The sequence below is a fragment of the Carnobacterium sp. genome, from assembly GCF_040274945.1.
Classification (GTDB): Bacteria; Bacillota; Bacilli; order Lactobacillales; family Carnobacteriaceae; genus Carnobacterium_B.
Window position 1 is genome coordinate 1 of record NZ_JBEMAR010000014.1, and the last position, 19,019, is coordinate 19,019.

The following is a 19,019-nucleotide window of genomic DNA, read 5'->3' on the forward strand; positions in this document are numbered from 1 at the left end:
AATAATAGAAAGTGCGATTAATTAACTCTCTCGCTTAATTACAGCTTATTCGTTGTGTATTTAGTTGCGGTACATCAGAAGGTCTATTCGTTGCAACAACTTTTAAAAATTAAACTGTCTGTAAATACTTAAATCTCGTTTTTAAGAAGATTGAAAGTGTAAGAGAATTAGAATATGCTTTGCAAAAAAATATTCTTCAGAAATAGACTATTGTTTACCGTATACTAAAAAAGGTAACTTGCCCAAAAAGGGGTGTTGCTCGTGTCATACGAACTAATCTCATTGATCGTTGCACCTATTTTGGTAGGTATAGTGATTGAACTATTTGATTGGTAATTAGACAAGCAAGACAATGATTAAACAAGTTGCTTTTAACTCACACGCTTTCAGTCGCAACAAGCGATAAAAAAAGCCTCACCTACGGAATAAAATGGACCCTATAGAATGGACACTAAAAAAGTGCCCTCTATAGGGTCTATTTTTGTATACTTATATAGAAAAATATAAGTATGGTTGATTTAAGATTATTCAGTTTGGATTGACTTTAATGAGGATTTTCCCATTAGTACCTCCGAATTTTTCATGTATCTCTTTAAGGTTCTCTAATGAATCAATTTCTGTAATCCAGGGATTCACAAAACCACTATCTACCAATTTTGCGATCTGAGATAACTGCTCTGAACTTCTTTTAGTCATCATGGAGATCGCATGTACACCTAATTCGTTAGCTCTTTCATCATCCGCTGGATTTGCGGCTGATACTAACGTACCTCCTTTTTTGAGCAAAGTCAGCAATTTCGTTACTTCTTCGGGAGAAAGTGGGCTGAGGTTGAAGATCAGATCAAGTTTCTCCTCTATCTTTTCAGTCACTGATTCATTTTTATAATCAATAATTTCATCAATACCAATTTCTTCAAGGTAAGAGAAACTGCGTTCTGAGGCAGTACCAATAACATAAGCACCTTTCCATTTTGCAAGCTGAACAGCAAATGTTCCCACACCTCCTGCAGCTGCAGTTACTAAAACGCGTTGACCTGTTTGAAGGTTTCCGAGATCAAATAAACTTTGCCAGGCCGTCAATGCACTACTTGGAATTACCCCAGCATCCTCCAAAGAAATATTTTTTGGGGCAAGTGCCACATCTTCTGCTTTGGAGACAACATACTCTGCTGCTGCACCGTTTCTCGTTGTGTCAAGAAAAGCATATACTTGGTCACCGAGATGGAATTCCTGTACAGAACCTCCTACTTTATCAATGACTCCGGATACATCATAGTTTGGAATAAAAGGGAACTCTATTTTTGTTCCTAGCCCCCCCTGTCTAATAGCGATATCCGCTGGATTAATAGTTGTCGCTGTAACTTTAATTAATACTTCGTCAGCTTTTACTTCGGGCATTAGAGCTTCCTCATATTGAAGAATTTCCGGTCCACCATATTGATAATATCTAACTGCTTTCATGAACAAATTAACTCCTAACTAATGCTATTAAATTTAAGGGTTACCTTAGAAGCTTCTAAATATTAGTATATACCCATTGTCTGATTAATCAAACAAAGATCCTTGTATTTCTACAGCGAAAACCCATTATCCTTGTTGAGCTAAACTGTCCCCGTTAGGTTAAGCGAATCTATTCACATACTTCCATCTTTCATTACAAAAAATTCTATAAATTCAGTTTATCCTGGACTACTTAGATAAAGAAAGAACATTAGTAAATTAAAGTTCTAAATACATTACTTTAAGCAATTTCGTGTATTCACAATAAATTGACGTACTCGTTTGAGTACGTTATAATAAAAGAAACCAAAAGGAGGAATAACTTATGTCGATCGTAAACCCTAGCCAAGCTAGAAAAATCTTTTACCAACTACTGAAAGACGTCAACAAAACAAACGAACCCGTTTATATCTCTGGTAAAAATGAAGAAAGTGAAGCGGTTATGGTCAGTAAAAAAGACTGGGACGCGATTCAAGAAACCTTATACCTTCAATCTTCTGGCGTAGCGGATGTAATCCAACAACGTGAACAAGAAAATGAATTTGTTGCACTGGAGGATATCGATTGGGATACTCTATAAAGTTAGCAAAATCAACGATGAAAGATCTTAAAAATTTAAAATCGGCTCATTTAGATCAAAAGTTTAAAGATATAATGGAAGTTTTAAAAGAAAACCCGTTTCAAAATCCACCGCCTTATGAGAAGTTAGTCGGAAATTTAAAAGATAAGTATTCCAGGCGATTAAATATCCAACACCGGATGGTTTACTCGGTTGATAATGACGCAAAAGAAGTCATTATTTGGTCGGCTTGGACGCACTACGAAAGATAGCAACATACTTTAAAAAAGTATGTTGCTATCTTTTTTTGTCTAAAATGATGAGACAAGAAACTATTAGCAAAAAAGGGTCCTCCATACATGATTCTATCTAAATTTATGTATCTGTAAATATAAAAAGAATGGAGATTTGAAAATATGTTCAAAAAATTAACTTATTCTACTAAAAAATTTATCGGAGCTATATTTGATTTAATTTCTACTATCGTAATTGCTCTATTACCTTAAAAGTTTTACATACACGACTTTATGTAATTTCATGTATATGTTATCCTTTGAGTATCAAAAAATCTGAGTAATTAAAATTTATATACAAGGTGGTGATTGAATGAATAAAACTTTAGCGTTCTCAATTTTAGGGATGGGGTTAACTGGTGCCGTCCTAATCATCTCGGTTGCTCTATTATTCAACCCTCCAATAGGAAATGCATTGAAGATAGTTACTGCTGGTTCACTAACAGCTTTCGTTATATTCGCTATTTCTGCTCTATTGCTTCGTCAGCGATTAGATAAGTAAGAAAAAGAGTCGGCTATTTTGACGTTTTTCTTACTTGTTCTTTCTGACACTTTTTAGCCTCGCAGGAATCACACTTTACATGGGAGTAATGCCAATTAAGACCAAAAGAAAACCTTAAATAAATAAGGTTCTGTATACACGTTTTTAAGCATAACAATGTATCCATATAGTTATTTCATATAATTGAATAGGAAGTGAAATCCTGTCATCAGAAGAGGTCTAGGTACTGATAAATGCTACTATTTTAGTGGCTGTTGAAGAAATAAAATCCTACTTAGAAAAGCAATTGATTACTCAAACAACAATAAGATATTATTGAAAACGTCATTGTTGCCTTACGTACTCAATATAAATGAATAATATAAAAATGACCCCCAAAAGTTTAGATTGTACTCTAACTTTTGGGGGTCACCATCTTTTTCCCAGTCTCTTGAAAAATTCTATTTGATTATTTTAACTCAGGATCATTTTCGATAATTTTTCTTCCATCTTCGATTATTTGGTCAACATCCGTATTTCTCAATTCTTCAGGTCTTGGGTTACTAACAGGTTTTTCAGCCATGGCTTTTCCTTCTTCATACTTGAACGGTTGTCCATCTCTGGCTGTTTTGCCTTCAACTATTTCTTTAGACTCGTCACCTTCAGAGAAATTGTAAAGTGAATGACTGAATTCTGAATGTTCTAAATCAGCTGTACCATGAGGAACTATTACCCCATATTTCTCTTCCAATTCTTTCGCTGCTTGCATAAATTGCAGTTGGTGTTGAGTTTCACGCGCCATTAAGAAGCTCAACATATCTCGAACTCCTTTATCCTCTGTCGCATGGTATTGTCGAGTAACTTGTAGTCGTCCCATAGATTCACGAGTAATATTGTAACGCATGTCAGCCAGCAAGTTTCCGCTTGACTCCATATATGCAGCTGTCCAAGGATTACCATTGGCATCTTGAAGACTTGCACCTAAACCATTTACAATAGCATGTTGTGGATTCATACCTCCCATTACTGCAGCAATGGCAGGATCTCCACCATTATAAACGCTCTCTTGAATATTTAAAGGGGCATCGTCCAAAAGATGAGCAATCATCGTTGCGAGCATTTCAATGTGTCCAATCTCCTCTGTTCCTGTATCTAATAATAAGTCTTTGTACTTTTCGTTTCCAGGAGTACTTGTATTCCAGCCTTGGAATAAATATGCAGCCATTCCGGTCATTTCACCCCAGTGCCCACCAAGATTTTCTTGCAACCGACGTGCCATTAAAGCATCTGGTTTATCAGGTAGAGCATTATACTGTAAAATTTTCGTGTGCTTAAACATAAATTTCCCTCTTTCTGAATTTTTTTTAGTAATGAACTTTTAAGTTCACGGTTAATGTAACACATTTATATAGCGTTCACAAAAACCCTGCTCAAGGCTTATTTCTTTTTATAAATAGAAGCCATAAAGGCTTCCATCAAGTAATAGATACATTAGCTTCAATATTTACTAAGTAACAGATTTTTTCAGAAAAACGATTTATTTAAACAAAATTATTGACGCTCCCATAAATGAATGTACCTCTTAAATAGTGTATAGTTTTTTGTATAACTTTTACTTTTTAAAATGGAATCAAAACCGCTTATAGCAATCAAACTTATTGGGTGGTATACTGCTAGTTGCGTTAAAAATGAGTTGAATAAATTTTTCTTTATTTTTTCAGTTTTTGAAAGGAGTTTTTTTCATTGAAAGATAGCCAATCTATGGAACAACAACGTGTCCATACCGTTGTTGAAAAGATTCAACTTGAATTGGATCAATTAAAAAAAACAGTTGAACACGATAGTGCTGAACAAAAAAGACGTTTAAAAGAATCCGGTGAAATTAAGGTCAATCAAGGTTCAAGTGAAAGCATGTGGGAATCAGCCGGAGAGTTACGGGCTGTTGAACAAGATTTAATGATCCGTAGTAAAACATTATTAAAAAACCAAAATCGAGTTGTGGCTTTAGAAAAAATGGTAGAGGATCCTTACTTTGGACGAATTGATTATGAAGATGAATTTGGACAAGAAACTATCTATATCGGTATCAGTTCTGTCTTTGATGAATACGACCATTTAGTTGTCGATTGGCGTTCACCTATTGCTTCGCTATACTATGAAGGCAATGTTGGTGACACAATTCCTTTGAAAATTGGAGAACAAAAATTAGCGCTTTTGATTGAGTTGAAACGTCAATTTTTAATTCGTAAGGCAAAAATCATTCAAATGTTGGATACAGATAATGTAATGGGTGATCCATACTTACTTGAGGCTCTAGAAGATAAATCCGCTTATCAAATGGGTGCCGTTATTTCGACACTTCAAAAGGAACAAAATCAAATCGTTCGAGATATTTCGGCTAAAATCACTTTAATAGAAGGTGTTGCTGGATCTGGGAAGACCGTTGTGTTGATGCAAAAGATTGCTTATCTACTTTATACTTTTAGGGATCAACTAAGAGCATCTGAAATCATTTTGTTCTCACCCAATAAAATTTTTCAAACGTATATTTCACAAGTATTACCTGAATTGGGTGAAATGAACGTTACCAGTCATACTTTCCCTGAGTTCATGAATCAAAAAGTTCCCAAATTCACCCTTATTTCTAACCAAGATGAAGAATTATCTAAAGTGACTTTACTAAAAGGAAGTCTTCAATTTTCAGACGCTTTAAAACATTATACAAATCAATTGAAAATGAACTACATGCGTTTTGCTTCTCTATCTTTTCAAGGTGAGATTCTTATTTCAAAAGAGGAAATCAAAGAGCTCTTTTACCGCATTGAAAGCAAAGGTACTTTAGCCAGTAAATTAGGACTTCTTCAAACACAATTACTACAAAAAATAGAGCAGCTCAAAAGAACACAACGAACGTCTAAATGGGTCGAAGATGCGATGCTTTCTATGTCTGACAGTGAGTTGCGCCAACACGAAAGTGAATCAAAAAATGAACAAAAAGCTGAAGAAACATTGATCGATTCAATTATGGATGCAGCTTATTCACCAGTAATCAAAAGAATCAAAAAATTAGCTTTTATTCGCTACCAACATCAATACATTCATTTCTTAAAAGCAGTACCTAAATTGCTTTCTCTAAAAGAATTCTCAATTGATGAAGAGATGTGGTCAGAACACATCCAACAAGTTGTAACGAACATGGCTCATAAAAAAATGGTATTAGAAGACCTGGATGCTTTTTATAGCTTATTCCAATTGATGCACGGTCCCATCAGTAGTACTAAATTCAAATACATTTGCCTAGATGAAGTACAAGATTTCTCTCCTTTCCAATTGCAAATGCTGAAAGATTTTTATCCAACGGCTAATTTTGTTATGAGTGGTGACTTAAATCAAAATATTTTGATGAAAAGAATCTCTTTTAACGATTTAGATACCATCTTTTCTGGAAATTCTTTTCAACGCTATCAGTTGTTAACAAGTTACCGTTCTACAAATGAAATCACTCAATTCGCAAATCGCTTTTTAGAAGAAAAAGCTGCTGCTGAGTCGCCTTTTCGTGAAGGTAAAAAACCAGAATTGATTTTAACAGCTAACAACGAGCATTATTGGGATTATCTAAAACAAATAGTTTCTGATAGCCAAATAAATGGCTTGCGTACAGCTTTCATCAGCAAAAATTACGCTGAAGCTGTACGTTTCCATGAAGAGTTAACAACCGCTGGGATCGACAGTAGTTTAGTACTAAAAGATACGGATAGCACTCATCATCCAGTTATTGTTATTCCTGTACAATTAGCTAAAGGACTAGAATTTGATGTTGCTTTCGCACTTTTTCATTACTCGGATCATTCTTCCGCTACTAATCTATCTACTGCTTATACCATTTGCAGTCGTGCTATGCATGAGTTGTATGTCATGGCTCCTGATCTTCAAGATCCATTAGTCAATCGACTTGAATCAGCTGATTATCACTTAGCCGAACTGAACTAAAAAAATGAGACCGCTAAGCATTGTGCTTAGCGGTCTCATTTTTTTAATTTTTAATTTAAATCGACTGAAATAATTTCGGAATCTTTTGTTCCTCTCAGAGTAACTGTATCTGGTTGAATTTTTAAAACTGTAATATTTGGATCATCTTTCCCATCAAAAATTGCATTCATATATGGGCTCCATAGGTGTTCAATTAAGGATTGGTCTTCAGTAATGGAAACCTGACCTGCTATTTCAACATATTTATTGTTCAATAAACCTGTGTCGTATCCGAGTAAAATAAACGTATGAGGATTTTTTTCTAAATCTTCTACTTTATCTGTCCGTTTGTCGGTCAAGGTATAAAGAATGAATCCTTCATTAAAAAAGGTCATGTAACGAGATACTGGTTTATTCTCTGAGACAGTAGACATTGTTCCAATCTTATTCTTTTCAATAATTTTTAAAGCTTTATCACGCTCATCAGCCATAAGTTCATCCCTCCATTTATAGTTTAATTATGCCATATCAGATGTTCTTCTTCAAAGAATACGATTTCATTTACATCTAATCCTATTCTTTTACTCTCTTTACTAAATGTGACATACTGGAATCAGAAAGACAGTAACCTAGTAAAGCACTTACTACAATAGGAGGAACTTAGGATGGATATTTCAAAATACCGCATCACCCCAAAACAAACACCAATCAAATTAGCTGACTATCCTACAACCGACAATAAACAACTCAGTGAAGATGAATTACAAGACAAGTGGATCCCAGAAAGTATAAACAAGTTACAAGACTTACATTTAAAACTTCATGCAGAAGAAGAAAAAGGCATTATGGTTGTTCTGCAAGCAATTGATGCTGGCGGTAAAGATGAAGCAATCAGTTTTATTTTTTCTAATTTAACAGCTCAAGGATTGAAGACTACTTCAGTAAAAAAACCATCTAAAACAGAAGTTAAACATGATTACCTTTGGAGAATTCATGAAGGAAAACCATCAAAGGGAGAAATCAGCATTTTAAATCGTTCCTATTATGAAGAAGTTATTGCACCTCGGATTCACGATGTATTGGATAAGGATCCTCTTCCCGATCACTTAATCGATGAAGACATATGGAAAGTCCGCTTCCGTCAATTAAATGACTTTGAAAGATACATGACAGAAAATGGGTTTCCAGTCATTAAATTTTTCTTCAATGTTTCAAAAGATGTACAAAAGGAACGCTTACTAGAAAGAATGAAAGATCCTAAAAAGAACTGGGAATTTTCATTTAGTGACATCGAAGAAAGAGAACATTGGGATACCTATCAAGAAGTATTCGAAGATATGTTGAATAATACTTCCACAGATTATGCACCCTGGTATATCCTGCCAGCTGATGACGATTGGTATGCACGTTACATCATTAGCGAAGTAATGATAAATGTACTCGAAAATCTTGACCCACAATTCCCAGAAATCTCTGGAGAAGACCGTCAACAACTTGATGAAAGTATTGAATTACTTGAAAATGACTAACAACTTTAACAACTAAAAGGAACCTAATGAGCATTTAGCTGATTAGGTTCCTTTCTATTTGTCTATTATTCAGGTTCAGATACGACTGTAAAGCGTTCATTCATGTGTGCTGCTTCTTCGATTTCATCCACGATAGCAATAGCAAAATCAGCATAACTAATGTAACTTTGATTTTTTGAATTAACAATCACTTGATCTGTACCCGTTTGATAAGTACCCGTTCGTTTTCCTGTCGCATCAAAGTCTAGTGCTGGACTGACGAAAGTCCAGTTTATATCATCAGCTTGTTCGAGATCCTCCAAGTTTTTAGCTTGATTGATTGCTGTAGGCTGAAAAAATGTTGGTAAATCTGGCGTATCCATTACTCGTAGCGTTTTGTCTTCATTCAGATACAAACTACCTGCTCCACCTACAACAATCAGTCTTGTATCAGGTGCTTCTTTTAAAGCTTCAATTAAAATTTTACCAAATTGTACATGTTTGACAGCTTCTTCTTGTTCCATTCCTGTACCAAAAGCATTTACAACTACATCATATTTTTTTATGTCTTCTGATGTTAGTGTGAAAAAGGCTTTTTCTATTACTCTTATATCTTTATCGGCCATTTTTTCCGCATTTCTTACGATGGCCGTTACTTTATGGCCTCTATCTTTTGCTTCTTTAGCAATTAAGCTGCCAGCTCTTCCTGTTGCTCCAATAACGGCGACTTTCATTTCAATGACCTCCTTTTAGTTTTGTTGCACTCTTTCTATCAGATTAACATATGGCGCTTTTTAATCAAAATTTCTCGTCTTATATCCTTTCTTTACAAATTCATTACAACCTTTTACAAAAATTACGTCATTTTGTCACAAAGTTGTGAACTTTATGTGACAAATAATGTTGCATTTTGTACATATTCATAGTAAGATACTACTTGTAAACGAATTCCAGTTTCGTTAAGCACTTATAAATTAGTTTAATTATAAACAGGAGAGTGAAAAAAATGATTACGTTATATACAACACCTAGCTCAGCTTCATGTCGTAAAGCAAAATCATGGTTAGAAGAAAATAACCTACCTTTTATTGAAAAAAATATTTTCAACGAAAGTTTGACTATTTCAGAACTGAAAGCAATTCTACGTCTGACAGAAAATGGAACAGAAGATATTATCTCATACCGTTCACAAGCCTTCCAAAATTTAAATGTGCCGATAGATGAATTTTCATTATCTGAAGTATTAGAATTGATTCAAGAAGAACCAAGTCTGATTCGCCGACCTATTTTGATCGACGAAAAAAGATTGCAAATTGGTTTCAACGATGATGATATCCGCCGTTTTCTACCAAGAGAAGTGCGTCGCATCGATTTATTAGAAATGCAAAAACAACTTTCTCATATATCTTAAAATAAATTTATACTTAGCAAGAAAATGATTGATCATTATTCTTGTACACGATTATTTTAAACATATAGCAAACAAAACTAGATCATTGACGTTAGTTACAAGACGTCAATGATCTAGTTTTGTTATTACTTTTATTTATCTAAATCAATAGTATTGTTTAAGCTAGGTGGAGCTGGTTTAAGAACAGGTTTTTGACCCATCACTTCTGGCATATCTTTATAAATGAATTTCCCGCCATCTGGTTCTTCTCCAGTAGTGTTCTTTTTAGAGTAGTTTTCTGTAAAAAAACTTATTCCACTACCAGAATCAACTATTTAAATCATCATTCTTTTTTCCAATTCTTTCAAAACCTCTACTCGATAAAAAATAATCGTTATGACTAGCATAACTGTGCTAAAACCAATAGACAGCCATGAGGGTAAAGGAGTGGTTACCCAATTAAAGAAAAGAAATACGGCTGGTATAAAACCTATTAAGGCAGCACATAACAGATATAAAATATAATCTCCAACTTCTATTTTCACTAATCGAACTGCAATATACATAGCAACGAGTGCAAAAATACAAATCATAGGTACCGCATGAGTTGTTGACCAAGCTGACCAACCGCCTACATAATCCCAATAAATACTTAGTAAGGATAAAGAAATAATCAAATAAACAATACTTTTAGCAATATTTCGTCGCTTACGAATAATGATCAATAGAACTAACCACATGCTCACAATGCCAAAAGAAATAATATTTAGACCCTTGGCTGAATGTAGCCAAAACAATTCAATAATCAAAGATATACTGATAGTCGCAAGAGAAATAATCATTAATATCCGGATAACTTGTTCTTTGTTAAAACGTAATGGAATATCTGGATAAGGATTCGGTGTGTCCGAACTTTTTTCTAACGACTGATGACAAAGTGGACAAGTTGACCAATCGCCGTTAACTGTTACCTGACAGTGCTGGCAATGACTCATAGTTTTCACTCCTCACTAGTAATTTCGTTTATCTTATTGGCTGATAGGGTTACTGGTATTCCAAGAGCCGTTAGATCTCTAACAAATTGTTTAGATATGGTGGTTTCAACAAATGGCGAATTTAAACAGATCGATAAATGATCGTGGTGACTAATGACACAAAACTGCGGTCTGACAGCAGATGTTTGAAAATAAAATTGTTGAACCTTTTCATCAATTCCTTGAGGCAAATGCACCTTGCCTAAATTAGACATGGCAAATGTCAATCCACGATTATTAAAATAATTGATTGCCTTTAAAACGATATCCTTAATAGGACGAATGATTACACGTGTGACTGGGTTAAATTCATAGGCTATCAAGTTGTTCAATCGTTTTTCTAAACTATCTGGACTAAGCTGCTGTTGAAGTTGTTCTTTAAGTGTTTTACAAATGATAGCTAACGTTGCTTCCTCTGCTGGATCATATGTGTATTCCAAACGCGTAGTACTGAAAAAATTTCGTGCTGAATTTGAATAGTAAAATTGTCTTAGATTAACTGGAACTGATACCGCTATGGTCATTCCATTTTGTACAGCTGGGTCTGTTTTTCGAATGGCTTCCATAAATAATGCTGTTAAATAAATCGTAAGAGAAGCCTGTTGTTCATGTGCTAATGCCAAAACGGGTTGAACTGGCATGTCCAATTCAATGACATGCGTTCGATTATCAATAGTTCGCTTACCTTTCACTTGATAAACTTTCTTTTTCTTCGCGTTTTTTTGTTCGGGTGCTGTTTCATATTGAATAGCTTTTTTCCCATAGCGCAATGCAAATTTCCCAACCGTCTTGCTGGCTCCTGTTAATTTTCGGATAGCAGATTGTGTCGCTTCAGTATAACTGCGTTGTCCCTTATGGCGAAAATACTGAATAAAGCTATCTGTATCCATCTGTTCGATAGGATGCATGGAACGAGCATTTTCTTCATTTAGTTCGGCAGATGGATGAGCATACCGAAGGAGAACATATTCACTCAATAAATCTTCAAAAAACCACGATGCTCCTGTTCCATCTGATAAAGCGTGAAAAACTTCCAAATGAATTCGATTTTGATAATAGATCACTCGAAATAATAATTCTTTACGATCATAATGATACAATTGGGAACACGGTGGTTGTTCGTCTATCATTACTTGTGGTTTAAGATCACTTTCTTCTAAGTAATACCAAAATACTCCTCTACGCAGTACACTATGGTACAGCAGATAAGACTCAAATGTTTTATCCAGAGCTTGCTGCAAAAGTTCTGGGTCTATTGAATCTTCCATAGCCGCACTTAAACGGAAAACTTTTGTATCAAAATCAGTCATTGCTGCAAGAAAAATATTGGACGCATTATCTAAGCGGACCCATGTTTTTCTTTTGGATCTGTTCATTGTTCTCCTCCTTCCACTTGGATAAAACTTCCTTTGAATCAGTTCAAAAATTCATTAATTGCTTGATAAGCGGCTGTCACCGGAGTTGCAATTTTAGGATAAGTAATAAATCCATGCACAGCACCTCCAATACGTTGGATGACTACCTCATTTCCAGCTTCCTTTAAAGCTATACCGTACATTTCTCCTTCGTCACGTAAAGGATCGAATTCAGCCGTTATAATCAATGTTTTAGGTTGATGGGTTAAATCTTTTGCCATCAGTGGTGCAATGTAAGGATTTTTACGATTAGCTTTATTAGGTTCATACATTTCCATGTATTCCTGAACTTTTTTTGCGGTTAACCCATATTCGTATCCGTTCGTACGAATCGATTTAAAAGGTGAGCTCTTGGTATGGTTCCAATAAGTTACGGGATACAATAATATTTGTTTAGTCGGAATTTGTTTTCCTCTATCTCTTAATAATAAAGAAACAGCTGCAACCAAATTTCCTCCGGCTGAATCTCCAATCAACGTAATTTGTGACGCATCTAATAAACCACTTAATTCCAGTTGAGCCATCAAGGTTTCTGCAACTTGGTAGCAATCTTCCAAACCTGAAGGGTACGGAAATTCAGGCGCTAGACGATAATCAACTGAATACACGACTCTTCCCGTTAAATCAGCCATATTGATACAAGCACTCGTGTAAGTATCAATGTCGCCTATTACCCAACCGCCTCCATGAAAAAAAACTAAGACATCTTCATTTAATGGTTCCTTTGGGTAAAATATGCGGACTGGAATATCATGTGATCGATCCTCTGAATAAATTTTCTTATCCAATATCCGATAGCCTTTCTTAGGCTTTTTTGAAAACAGTTGTTGTGCTTTCCTTACCCATATATAGTCTTCTTGCATATTGATTTTTGGTGAGGATACTACCTTTAGTATCATTCGAACGAATAGATTCATGGTTTTCCCTTTCACACTGCACATTCTTTTTATTTAGCATGAGTTATTCGATTAGGATTGTCAAGCCAAACTATTCCTTCTACTCTATATGGCTTATTATAAAAAATTTTATTAAGAAAACTTGAACTGCTTTCTATTCAACGACTGCTATACCCCTTATTTGACTATGTAAAAAGAAGGTCTAGGATATCTTTCATCCTAAACCTTCTAATATGAAATATGAGTGCTACCTTTATTTCATTTTTCTTTCATCTGGTACAATGTCTTGTTTTAATAACCATTTATGGAAGAACCATTCTCCTCCGCCAATTAAAATAGCAGGGATTAATACTTTCATCCATAAGTCTGTTGTGTAGTCCATAGAAGTAAGATAAATCCATAAAATGACTGCTGCTGCTCCAGAATCCGCAATTGTAGCTGCAACATTCCCAATTTTTCTTAAAATAACCAAGTCTCCTAAAATATAAATTATGACTACAATGATAACCCCTACAATAGTAGAATCCATAAAGCTAACGTCATATATCCCTGTCAATACAATCCATAAAATAGCCCAAATCATAATGGCTTTTATTACTAAAGCTTTTACATGTTTCATGTTCCACCACTCCTTCTTTTACTATTTTTTCCTGCTAAGATGTTTATCAGATAAAATATCAAACGTATTGCTTTATTCAATGAAAGTTTACTTTATTCTAATTTTTTAATCAAAAATAATCACTTGCATTTCTCAATAAGCAATTAATAAAGTGATTGAACAAAGGGTTCTGTTTCTTCAGTCGCAGTCATAGTAAGATTACTATAACTATTTTGTATCTCGTTTACCATTGCTCTACCAATACCTTCTCCTCTATACGTAGGTAAAACTGCCACATGCCTAATAATAAATTCTTTTTGTTTGACTTCAATACCGATTATTCCAATGTATTTCTCTTCTTCTTTCCAAAAATACATTTCCATATGAGGATTCTGCTCATAGCGTTGCATCATTTGTTGGAGTTGTTGTACTTCACGCTCTTTTAGCATCAGTGATAGTAAACCTAAAGCCATTTTATTTTGGCTATTTCTGTACTTAACTAACACTAGATATCCTACTCTCCTTTAACGTAAATCACATCCATCTTGGTTATTAGGAAAGATTACCATATATCTATTCAGTATCCCAACAAAGCGAACTGCTAGTTACCTGTCCTGTTATTTAAGTTTTTTCTCTATCAAAGCTGTATTTGATGCTCTGCTCTCATTAACAGAACGTTTTACAATTAATGGATTTCAATTTTTAAACTTTTCAATACGTCTAAGGCTTCGTTATGCAATTTCTCTGTAGAACCTGCACATAAGTCTTTAAGCACTGTTATAGTCGCAAGTGGAAAAGAATTATGCAGCATAATTGCATTTGATAAGACACATACATTCGTTTCTACACCAATAAATTCAATGACTCTATCTGGATCATCTTCATATTCACTTCTTAAGTCTGCCGCATCTTCAGGAGAAATAGAATGGAATTTTTTCTTAATGGGTTTATGTTTTTTCAATGCTTCTTTTAACGGTCCAAATAACTCCACTCCCCATTGCTTTTCTTCATCTGATCGATCATCATCCTCTAATTCATGTTGATTTAACGTATAATAAACTGGTTCCCCTTTTTTTTCTTGTTCTTGTATTTCTTTAATTATTTTTGGTACTAATTTTTCAGCATTTGTAACTGAAAGGATTCCTTTTCCTTCATCTACAAAATCATTTTGCATATCAATGACAAAAAGCATTTTATTTCCTCCCTTTTATAGAACGCCAAAAGAGTCACACAATTTGTGTAACTCCATTAGGTATTAAAGAATTGACTATCTAGTGATGATTATTGGTTATCTTGGTGGTAGAGTGGGATCATCAAGATTATCCTTCTCTGTTCCCTCTTTTGCTGCTCCAGGATTCACACCAACACCTGGAATGATAGGAATTGCTCCGAAGCCTGAAGCTGTATTGTTTCCAGTCGGTACGATAGGAATAGCCTCTTCTTTTCTTTCCTCATTCGTATGATCTGTATCGTCATCAATAATCACTACATACTCGCCATTTTTAATGGCCTTTGTGTACTCTTCCGTTTGTTTTTTACTAAAGTGATATTTTCCAAGTGGACTGTCCTCTTCATTTGAAAAAACTTGTTTTACTTTTTCCCATACAGAAGGTGATTCTTCTACAGTGGTAACCGGTTCAACCTCAGCTATAATCTGACTTTTTATCGCTTCAATTTTTTCTTTTTTTGCCACTACAGTAATATTATCTGACCTGTAGCCTTCTTGTAACAATTGTTCAACTTTTGCAGTGGTTTCTTCAATTGTAGGATAGGCTGCTTGAATTTTTTTCATCTACTTTCACACCTTTCATTTCTGCTTTGTATTTCTTATATCATATCAAACAAAAGAATCGCTTCCAAACATTATGCTTTTTATTTTTTTAATCAGGTCTAACGAATGATTTGTTAGCTAGTTGCAATCGTTACTCAAAAAAAGACTTTACATGATACAATAAGAGAAACAAAAATTAAATTGGTATAGAATAAATTATTTTATACTTTTAAAGAAAAGAGTGTAACCCTATGAAAAAAACAGTGAAACAACTTAGTTTTTTAACACTTACTTCCCTAGCAGTGTTAAGTGCATGTGGAAATACAGGACAAGAAAATACTGAAAATGCTGGTGAAGAACAGCAAATTCTAAATTTAGCTGCCGAATCAGAAATGGATACGATGGATACCACGATATCTACTACCAATTTCACACCTATGAACAATGTCTTTGAAGGGTTAATCACTTACGATCTAGAGGGAAATTTAGTTCCTGGAAATGCAGCAACTATGCCTGAAGTATCTGGAGATGGGTTAACCTACACTTTCACTCTTCGTGAGGATGCTAATTGGTCAAATGGGACACCTGTAACAGCCGATGATTTTGTTTTTGCATGGAAAAGAATGGTAAATCCTGAAAATGGTTCTGGATATGCTTACTTATTTTCGGGAATCATTAACAATGCTGAAGCAATTTTAAACGGTGAAACACCTGTCGATGAACTAGGAGTAGAGGCTATTGATGATAAGACGTTAAAAGTAACATTAGAAAAACCTGTTCCTTATTTTCTTGATGTCTTGACTATCCCCTCTTATTTCCCACAAAATGAAGCCTTTGTAATGGAGCAAGGCGAGAACTATGGCTTGACTGCAGAAAATGCTATTTATAATGGTCCTTTCACACTAGCGGATTGGGATGCTGCTTCTGGAGATTCTTGGAAGTATGTAAAAAACGATGATTATTGGGACAAAGATACTGTTATATTAGATGAAATCAATACTCAAGTCGTTAAAGAAGTTGGTACAGGACTTAATTTATTTGAATCTGGCGAATTAGATTCTATTAATTTATCTGGCGATTTCGTCGCTCAGTATACAGAAAATCCTGATTTTAAAACGAATGGCAAAGCATGGATCAACTATATTGAAGTGAATCATGCCGTTCCAGAATTAGCGAATGAAAATATCCGTAAGGCGCTAACTTATGCCATCAATCGTCAAGGTTTTACTGATAATGTTCTCTTAGATGGTTCTCAGCCAACATTTGGACATGTTCCGAATGGCTTAGCAAAAAATCCTGAAACAGGTGTTGATTTTCGAGAAGATGCTGGAGATGTCGTGGAATACAATGTAGAAACGGCTCAAGAAGCATGGCAAGCTGGTTTAGATGAATTGGGTACAGAGAGTATTTCATTAGAATTAACGACTTCTGATTCTGAAGACAGTAAAAAATTAGCTGAATTCCTTCAAAGCGAGTTACAAAACAATTTACCTGGTTTAACGATTGATATCCGTCAAATGCCAGATAACTCTAGATTAGACAATATTAAGTCTGGCAACTACGAAATAGCAACCTCTTACTGGTTAGCTGATTTTGCAGACCCTATTAATTTTGTTGAACGTTTTGATACAGCTATTAATCGCGGAAACTATTCATTTGAAGACATTGATGCGCTCATCGATCAAAGCAATCAACAATACGATGATGCCTTAGAAAGATGGAACACTCTAATCGAAATTGAAAAAGTTGCTTTAGGCGAACATTATGTTCATGTTCCGGTTTATCAAACAGCTGAAGCTTATCTTGAGAAGCCTTATGTAAAAGATATTTATCGTCCAGTATTTGGTAGTCGAAGTTTTAAATATGCATCTATTGATTCTACAAAATAAGTCTAACTAAATGAAATCCAGCGAAAACAACTCTTGTTCTAGAAAGAACAGGGTTGTTTTTGCTTATTTAATTTTGCATAAAATCACTGTATAACGAGAATTTATACTTTTCTTAAGTATTTTCCTATATACTAAAGCAATAACTTATTTAAGGAGCTTATTAATGAAATTAAAAATTGTAACCGATTCAACCGTTGAATTAACCGACGAAGAAACTGCTCGTTACGGTATCACGATCGTACCTTTATCTTCTACAATTGATGGAGTTGTTTATCATGATGATATCGAAATAACAAATGAAGAATTTTTACAAAAAATGCAACAGTCGCCTACATTGCCAAAATCTTCTCAGCCTCCCGTTGGGAAATTTTTAGAGACCTACAACACATTAACAGCTGACGGAAGTGAAGTTTTATCTATTCACGTAACTGAAACCTTAAGTGGAACAGTTCAATCAGCGCATCAAGCTGCAAAGTTAGCTGATGGCGATGTAACTGTTATCGATTCTAAATTTTGCGCACGCGGTATGGCTTTTCAAGTCCTAGCTGCAGCTGAATTTGCTGAAAAAGCTTCATCAATAGAGGAAGTCCTTGATCATTTGGAAGATATAAAATCTAGAACTATCCTTTATATCAGCATTGCAAACCTTGAGAACATGATAAAAGGCGGCCGCATTGGTAAAACTATGGGCAAATTTACTTCTTTAATGAATATCAAAGCAACTTTAGAAATGACAGATGGAAAACTGCATTCAGATTCTAAAGGACGTGGAACGAAGTCAATTGTGAAGCGGTATAAGGAAATCTGTCATACCCTTCAGGATGCACCTAAAAAAGTTATTGCGATCGGTTTTACTCATATTGGTATGAGCGAATATTCAACGACTATCTTAGAGCTATTAAAAACAACCTTTCCTCATGTTGAACCAATGGTCTCTTATGGTAGTCCTAGTGTGATGACACATGCAGGTCCAGAAGCTATTTCCGTCCAATTCTTATTAGAAAAATAAAAATTGTAGGTAAACTACATTTAAAAAGCCACTTCATCTAATCTTTTTAGATGAAGTGGCTTTTTAATCTTCTTTTTTATGGTTACTACGCTTACCAATAAATCCCACTCTTCCATGGGATGCCCTTTAACGGAAAAGTGACATTGAAAAAATGTCTCACTGTTCCATGGAACGGCTTTTCATGGATAAGTGACACCAAAAATGTTCCTCACTTCTTTATCAAAGTTAGTTTCATGGAAAAGTGAATCTAGAATACAAGCTCACTCTTCCATTAAAAAATAAGTTGGATTTAAAAATCCTCTATTATTATTCATTTATTAGATAAAACTTTTATTCAGACAGTTCACATTATATTTTCAACTGTTTTCGTTCCGTATAAAATTCCTTATACGCCATATAACTTGCACTAACGGATGCGATACTTGTAGTAGATAATAGCATGAAAGTCACCATAATTTGGTATTTGATCGCGTGTGTTGGATCAACTCCAGCAAACATCAATCCTGACATCATTCCGGGCAGACTGACAATTCCAATCGTTTTTGCTGAATCAATTGTTGGTGACATACCTGCACGAATGCTATCACGCACAATCGAACGAGATGCTTGCTTTAAATCTGCACCTAAAGCCAATTTTTCTAAAACTTGTTGTCGTTGATCAGTAAATTTTGCATTTAAATTTCGGTAACAGATGCCAATAGCAATCA

21 protein-coding genes are annotated in these 19,019 nt (G+C 34.7%); 9 read left to right on the forward strand and 12 right to left on the reverse strand.

The features are described from left to right. Positions 1-261 precede the first annotated feature (261 nt). Positions 262-336 carry a type I toxin-antitoxin system Fst family toxin gene (locus tag ABS916_RS12470; RefSeq protein WP_350452229.1) on the forward strand — a complete coding sequence of 25 codons (75 nt, stop codon included), beginning with the start codon at positions 262-264 and terminating at the stop codon, positions 334-336. A 192-nt stretch (positions 337-528) separates the two neighbouring features. On the opposite strand, the gene ABS916_RS12475 is transcribed toward ABS916_RS12470, so the two are convergent. Continuing rightward, positions 529-1,461: an NADP-dependent oxidoreductase gene (locus ABS916_RS12475; protein ID WP_350452211.1), complete on the reverse strand. Its 933-nt coding sequence runs from the start codon at positions 1,459-1,461 to the stop codon at positions 529-531. 364 nt (positions 1,462-1,825) lie between these two features. Between ABS916_RS12475 and ABS916_RS12480 the strand changes: the two genes are divergently transcribed. From ABS916_RS12480 to ABS916_RS12490, 3 genes are all read left to right on the forward strand, one after another. Further along, positions 1,826-2,080 carry a type II toxin-antitoxin system Phd/YefM family antitoxin gene (locus tag ABS916_RS12480; protein ID WP_350452212.1) on the forward strand — a complete coding sequence of 85 codons (255 nt, stop codon included), beginning with the start codon at positions 1,826-1,828 and terminating at the stop codon, positions 2,078-2,080. Beyond that, the gene (locus ABS916_RS12485) at positions 2,065-2,331 is read left to right on the forward strand and encodes a Txe/YoeB family addiction module toxin (protein ID WP_350452213.1); all 267 of its coding nucleotides are present in this window, start codon (positions 2,065-2,067) and stop codon (positions 2,329-2,331) included. The genes ABS916_RS12480 and ABS916_RS12485 overlap by 16 nt, the downstream gene beginning before the upstream one ends. A gap of 334 nt (positions 2,332-2,665) precedes the next feature. Continuing rightward, positions 2,666-2,854: a hypothetical protein gene (locus tag ABS916_RS12490; RefSeq protein WP_350452214.1), complete on the forward strand. Its 189-nt coding sequence runs from the start codon at positions 2,666-2,668 to the stop codon at positions 2,852-2,854. A 448-nt stretch (positions 2,855-3,302) separates the two neighbouring features. Here ABS916_RS12490 and ABS916_RS12495 read toward each other — a convergent pair whose 3' ends face one another. Continuing rightward, positions 3,303-4,172 (reverse strand): manganese catalase, encoded by an 870-nt coding sequence (locus tag ABS916_RS12495; RefSeq protein WP_350452215.1) that lies wholly within the window; start codon positions 4,170-4,172, stop codon positions 3,303-3,305. Positions 4,173-4,576: 404 nt separating this feature from the next. Between ABS916_RS12495 and helD the strand changes: the two genes are divergently transcribed. After that, positions 4,577-6,823: an RNA polymerase recycling motor HelD gene (gene helD / locus ABS916_RS12500; protein ID WP_350452216.1), complete on the forward strand. Its 2,247-nt coding sequence runs from the start codon at positions 4,577-4,579 to the stop codon at positions 6,821-6,823. A gap of 50 nt (positions 6,824-6,873) precedes the next feature. Here the strand turns inward: helD and ABS916_RS12505 are convergent, their stop codons facing one another. Further along, entirely contained in the window at positions 6,874-7,293 is a 420-nt protein-coding gene (locus ABS916_RS12505) for a pyridoxamine 5'-phosphate oxidase family protein (protein ID WP_035020352.1), read from the reverse strand. A 174-nt stretch (positions 7,294-7,467) separates the two neighbouring features. Here ABS916_RS12505 and ABS916_RS12510 point away from each other — a divergent pair, with 174 nt between their 5' ends. After that, on the forward strand, positions 7,468-8,331 hold the full coding sequence (locus tag ABS916_RS12510) for a PPK2 family polyphosphate kinase (RefSeq protein WP_350452217.1): 864 nt from the start codon (positions 7,468-7,470) through the stop codon (positions 8,329-8,331). Positions 8,332-8,396: 65 nt separating this feature from the next. Here ABS916_RS12510 and ABS916_RS12515 read toward each other — a convergent pair whose 3' ends face one another. Next, the gene (locus ABS916_RS12515) at positions 8,397-9,044 is read right to left on the reverse strand and encodes an NAD(P)-dependent oxidoreductase (protein WP_350452218.1); all 648 of its coding nucleotides are present in this window, start codon (positions 9,042-9,044) and stop codon (positions 8,397-8,399) included. A 272-nt stretch (positions 9,045-9,316) separates the two neighbouring features. On the opposite strand from ABS916_RS12515, the gene spxA reads away from it, so the two are divergent. Beyond that, entirely contained in the window at positions 9,317-9,721 is a 405-nt protein-coding gene (spxA, locus tag ABS916_RS12520; protein WP_013711643.1) for a transcriptional regulator SpxA, read from the forward strand. Positions 9,722-10,035: 314 nt separating this feature from the next. Here the strand turns inward: spxA and ABS916_RS12525 are convergent, their stop codons facing one another. The 7 genes from ABS916_RS12525 to ABS916_RS12555 all read right to left on the reverse strand — a co-directional run bounded on the left by ABS916_RS12525 (position 10,036) and on the right by ABS916_RS12555 (position 15,435). Further along, on the reverse strand, positions 10,036-10,695 hold the full coding sequence (locus ABS916_RS12525; protein ID WP_350452219.1) for a DUF6320 domain-containing protein: 660 nt from the start codon (positions 10,693-10,695) through the stop codon (positions 10,036-10,038). A 5-nt stretch (positions 10,696-10,700) separates the two neighbouring features. Beyond that, a complete protein-coding gene (locus ABS916_RS12530; RefSeq protein WP_350452220.1) occupies positions 10,701-12,110 on the reverse strand; it encodes an alcohol acetyltransferase in 1,410 nt (469 codons plus the stop codon). 38 nt (positions 12,111-12,148) lie between these two features. Beyond that, a complete protein-coding gene (locus ABS916_RS12535) occupies positions 12,149-13,048 on the reverse strand; it encodes an alpha/beta hydrolase (RefSeq protein ID WP_350452221.1) in 900 nt (299 codons plus the stop codon). A gap of 250 nt (positions 13,049-13,298) precedes the next feature. Beyond that, positions 13,299-13,664 (reverse strand): DUF2512 family protein, encoded by a 366-nt coding sequence (locus ABS916_RS12540; RefSeq protein ID WP_350452222.1) that lies wholly within the window; start codon positions 13,662-13,664, stop codon positions 13,299-13,301. A gap of 143 nt (positions 13,665-13,807) precedes the next feature. Then, positions 13,808-14,149 carry a GNAT family N-acetyltransferase gene (locus ABS916_RS12545; protein ID WP_350452223.1) on the reverse strand — a complete coding sequence of 114 codons (342 nt, stop codon included), beginning with the start codon at positions 14,147-14,149 and terminating at the stop codon, positions 13,808-13,810. A 179-nt stretch (positions 14,150-14,328) separates the two neighbouring features. Further along, complete coding sequence (locus ABS916_RS12550; protein WP_350452224.1) at positions 14,329-14,835, reverse strand: cysteine hydrolase family protein; 507 nt, start codon at positions 14,833-14,835, stop codon at positions 14,329-14,331. Positions 14,836-14,931: 96 nt separating this feature from the next. Further along, positions 14,932-15,435 carry a general stress protein gene (locus tag ABS916_RS12555; protein ID WP_350452225.1) on the reverse strand — a complete coding sequence of 168 codons (504 nt, stop codon included), beginning with the start codon at positions 15,433-15,435 and terminating at the stop codon, positions 14,932-14,934. A gap of 230 nt (positions 15,436-15,665) precedes the next feature. Between ABS916_RS12555 and ABS916_RS12560 the strand changes: the two genes are divergently transcribed. Both ABS916_RS12560 and ABS916_RS12565 read left to right on the forward strand, forming a co-directional pair. Beyond that, entirely contained in the window at positions 15,666-17,303 is a 1,638-nt protein-coding gene (locus ABS916_RS12560) for a peptide ABC transporter substrate-binding protein (protein ID WP_350452226.1), read from the forward strand. Between the two features lie 163 nt (positions 17,304-17,466). Next, on the forward strand, positions 17,467-18,312 hold the full coding sequence (locus tag ABS916_RS12565) for a DegV family protein (protein WP_350452227.1): 846 nt from the start codon (positions 17,467-17,469) through the stop codon (positions 18,310-18,312). A gap of 348 nt (positions 18,313-18,660) precedes the next feature. On the opposite strand, the gene ABS916_RS12570 is transcribed toward ABS916_RS12565, so the two are convergent. Beyond that, positions 18,661-19,019, reverse strand: a 359-nt coding sequence (locus ABS916_RS12570; RefSeq protein ID WP_350452228.1) for an ABC transporter permease, incomplete at its 5' end; no start/stop codon positions are given.

Bases quoted from the DNA above. Each gene is read 5' to 3' on its own strand.
- ABS916_RS12475 (WP_350452211.1), bottom strand. From the start codon at position 1,461: ATGAAAGCAGTTAGATATTATCAATATGGTGGACCGGAAATTCTTCAA.
- ABS916_RS12480 (WP_350452212.1), top strand. From the start codon at position 1,826: ATGTCGATCGTAAACCCTAGCCAAGCTAGAAAAATCTTTTACCAACTA.
- ABS916_RS12490 (WP_350452214.1), top strand. From the start codon at position 2,666: ATGAATAAAACTTTAGCGTTCTCAATTTTAGGGATGGGGTTAACTGGT.
- ABS916_RS12495 (WP_350452215.1), bottom strand. From the start codon at position 4,172: ATGTTTAAGCACACGAAAATTTTACAGTATAATGCTCTACCTGATAAA.
- ABS916_RS12505 (WP_035020352.1), bottom strand. From the start codon at position 7,293: ATGGCTGATGAGCGTGATAAAGCTTTAAAAATTATTGAAAAGAATAAG.
- ABS916_RS12510 (WP_350452217.1), top strand. From the start codon at position 7,468: ATGGATATTTCAAAATACCGCATCACCCCAAAACAAACACCAATCAAA.
- ABS916_RS12515 (WP_350452218.1), bottom strand. From the start codon at position 9,044: ATGAAAGTCGCCGTTATTGGAGCAACAGGAAGAGCTGGCAGCTTAATT.
- spxA (WP_013711643.1), top strand. From the start codon at position 9,317: ATGATTACGTTATATACAACACCTAGCTCAGCTTCATGTCGTAAAGCA.
- ABS916_RS12525 (WP_350452219.1), bottom strand. From the start codon at position 10,695: ATGAGTCATTGCCAGCACTGTCAGGTAACAGTTAACGGCGATTGGTCA.
- ABS916_RS12530 (WP_350452220.1), bottom strand. From the start codon at position 12,110: ATGAACAGATCCAAAAGAAAAACATGGGTCCGCTTAGATAATGCGTCC.
- ABS916_RS12535 (WP_350452221.1), bottom strand. From the start codon at position 13,048: ATGATACTAAAGGTAGTATCCTCACCAAAAATCAATATGCAAGAAGAC.
- ABS916_RS12540 (WP_350452222.1), bottom strand. From the start codon at position 13,664: ATGAAACATGTAAAAGCTTTAGTAATAAAAGCCATTATGATTTGGGCT.
- ABS916_RS12550 (WP_350452224.1), bottom strand. From the start codon at position 14,835: ATGCTTTTTGTCATTGATATGCAAAATGATTTTGTAGATGAAGGAAAA.
- ABS916_RS12555 (WP_350452225.1), bottom strand. From the start codon at position 15,435: ATGAAAAAAATTCAAGCAGCCTATCCTACAATTGAAGAAACCACTGCA.
- ABS916_RS12560 (WP_350452226.1), top strand. From the start codon at position 15,666: ATGAAAAAAACAGTGAAACAACTTAGTTTTTTAACACTTACTTCCCTA.
- ABS916_RS12565 (WP_350452227.1), top strand. From the start codon at position 17,467: ATGAAATTAAAAATTGTAACCGATTCAACCGTTGAATTAACCGACGAA.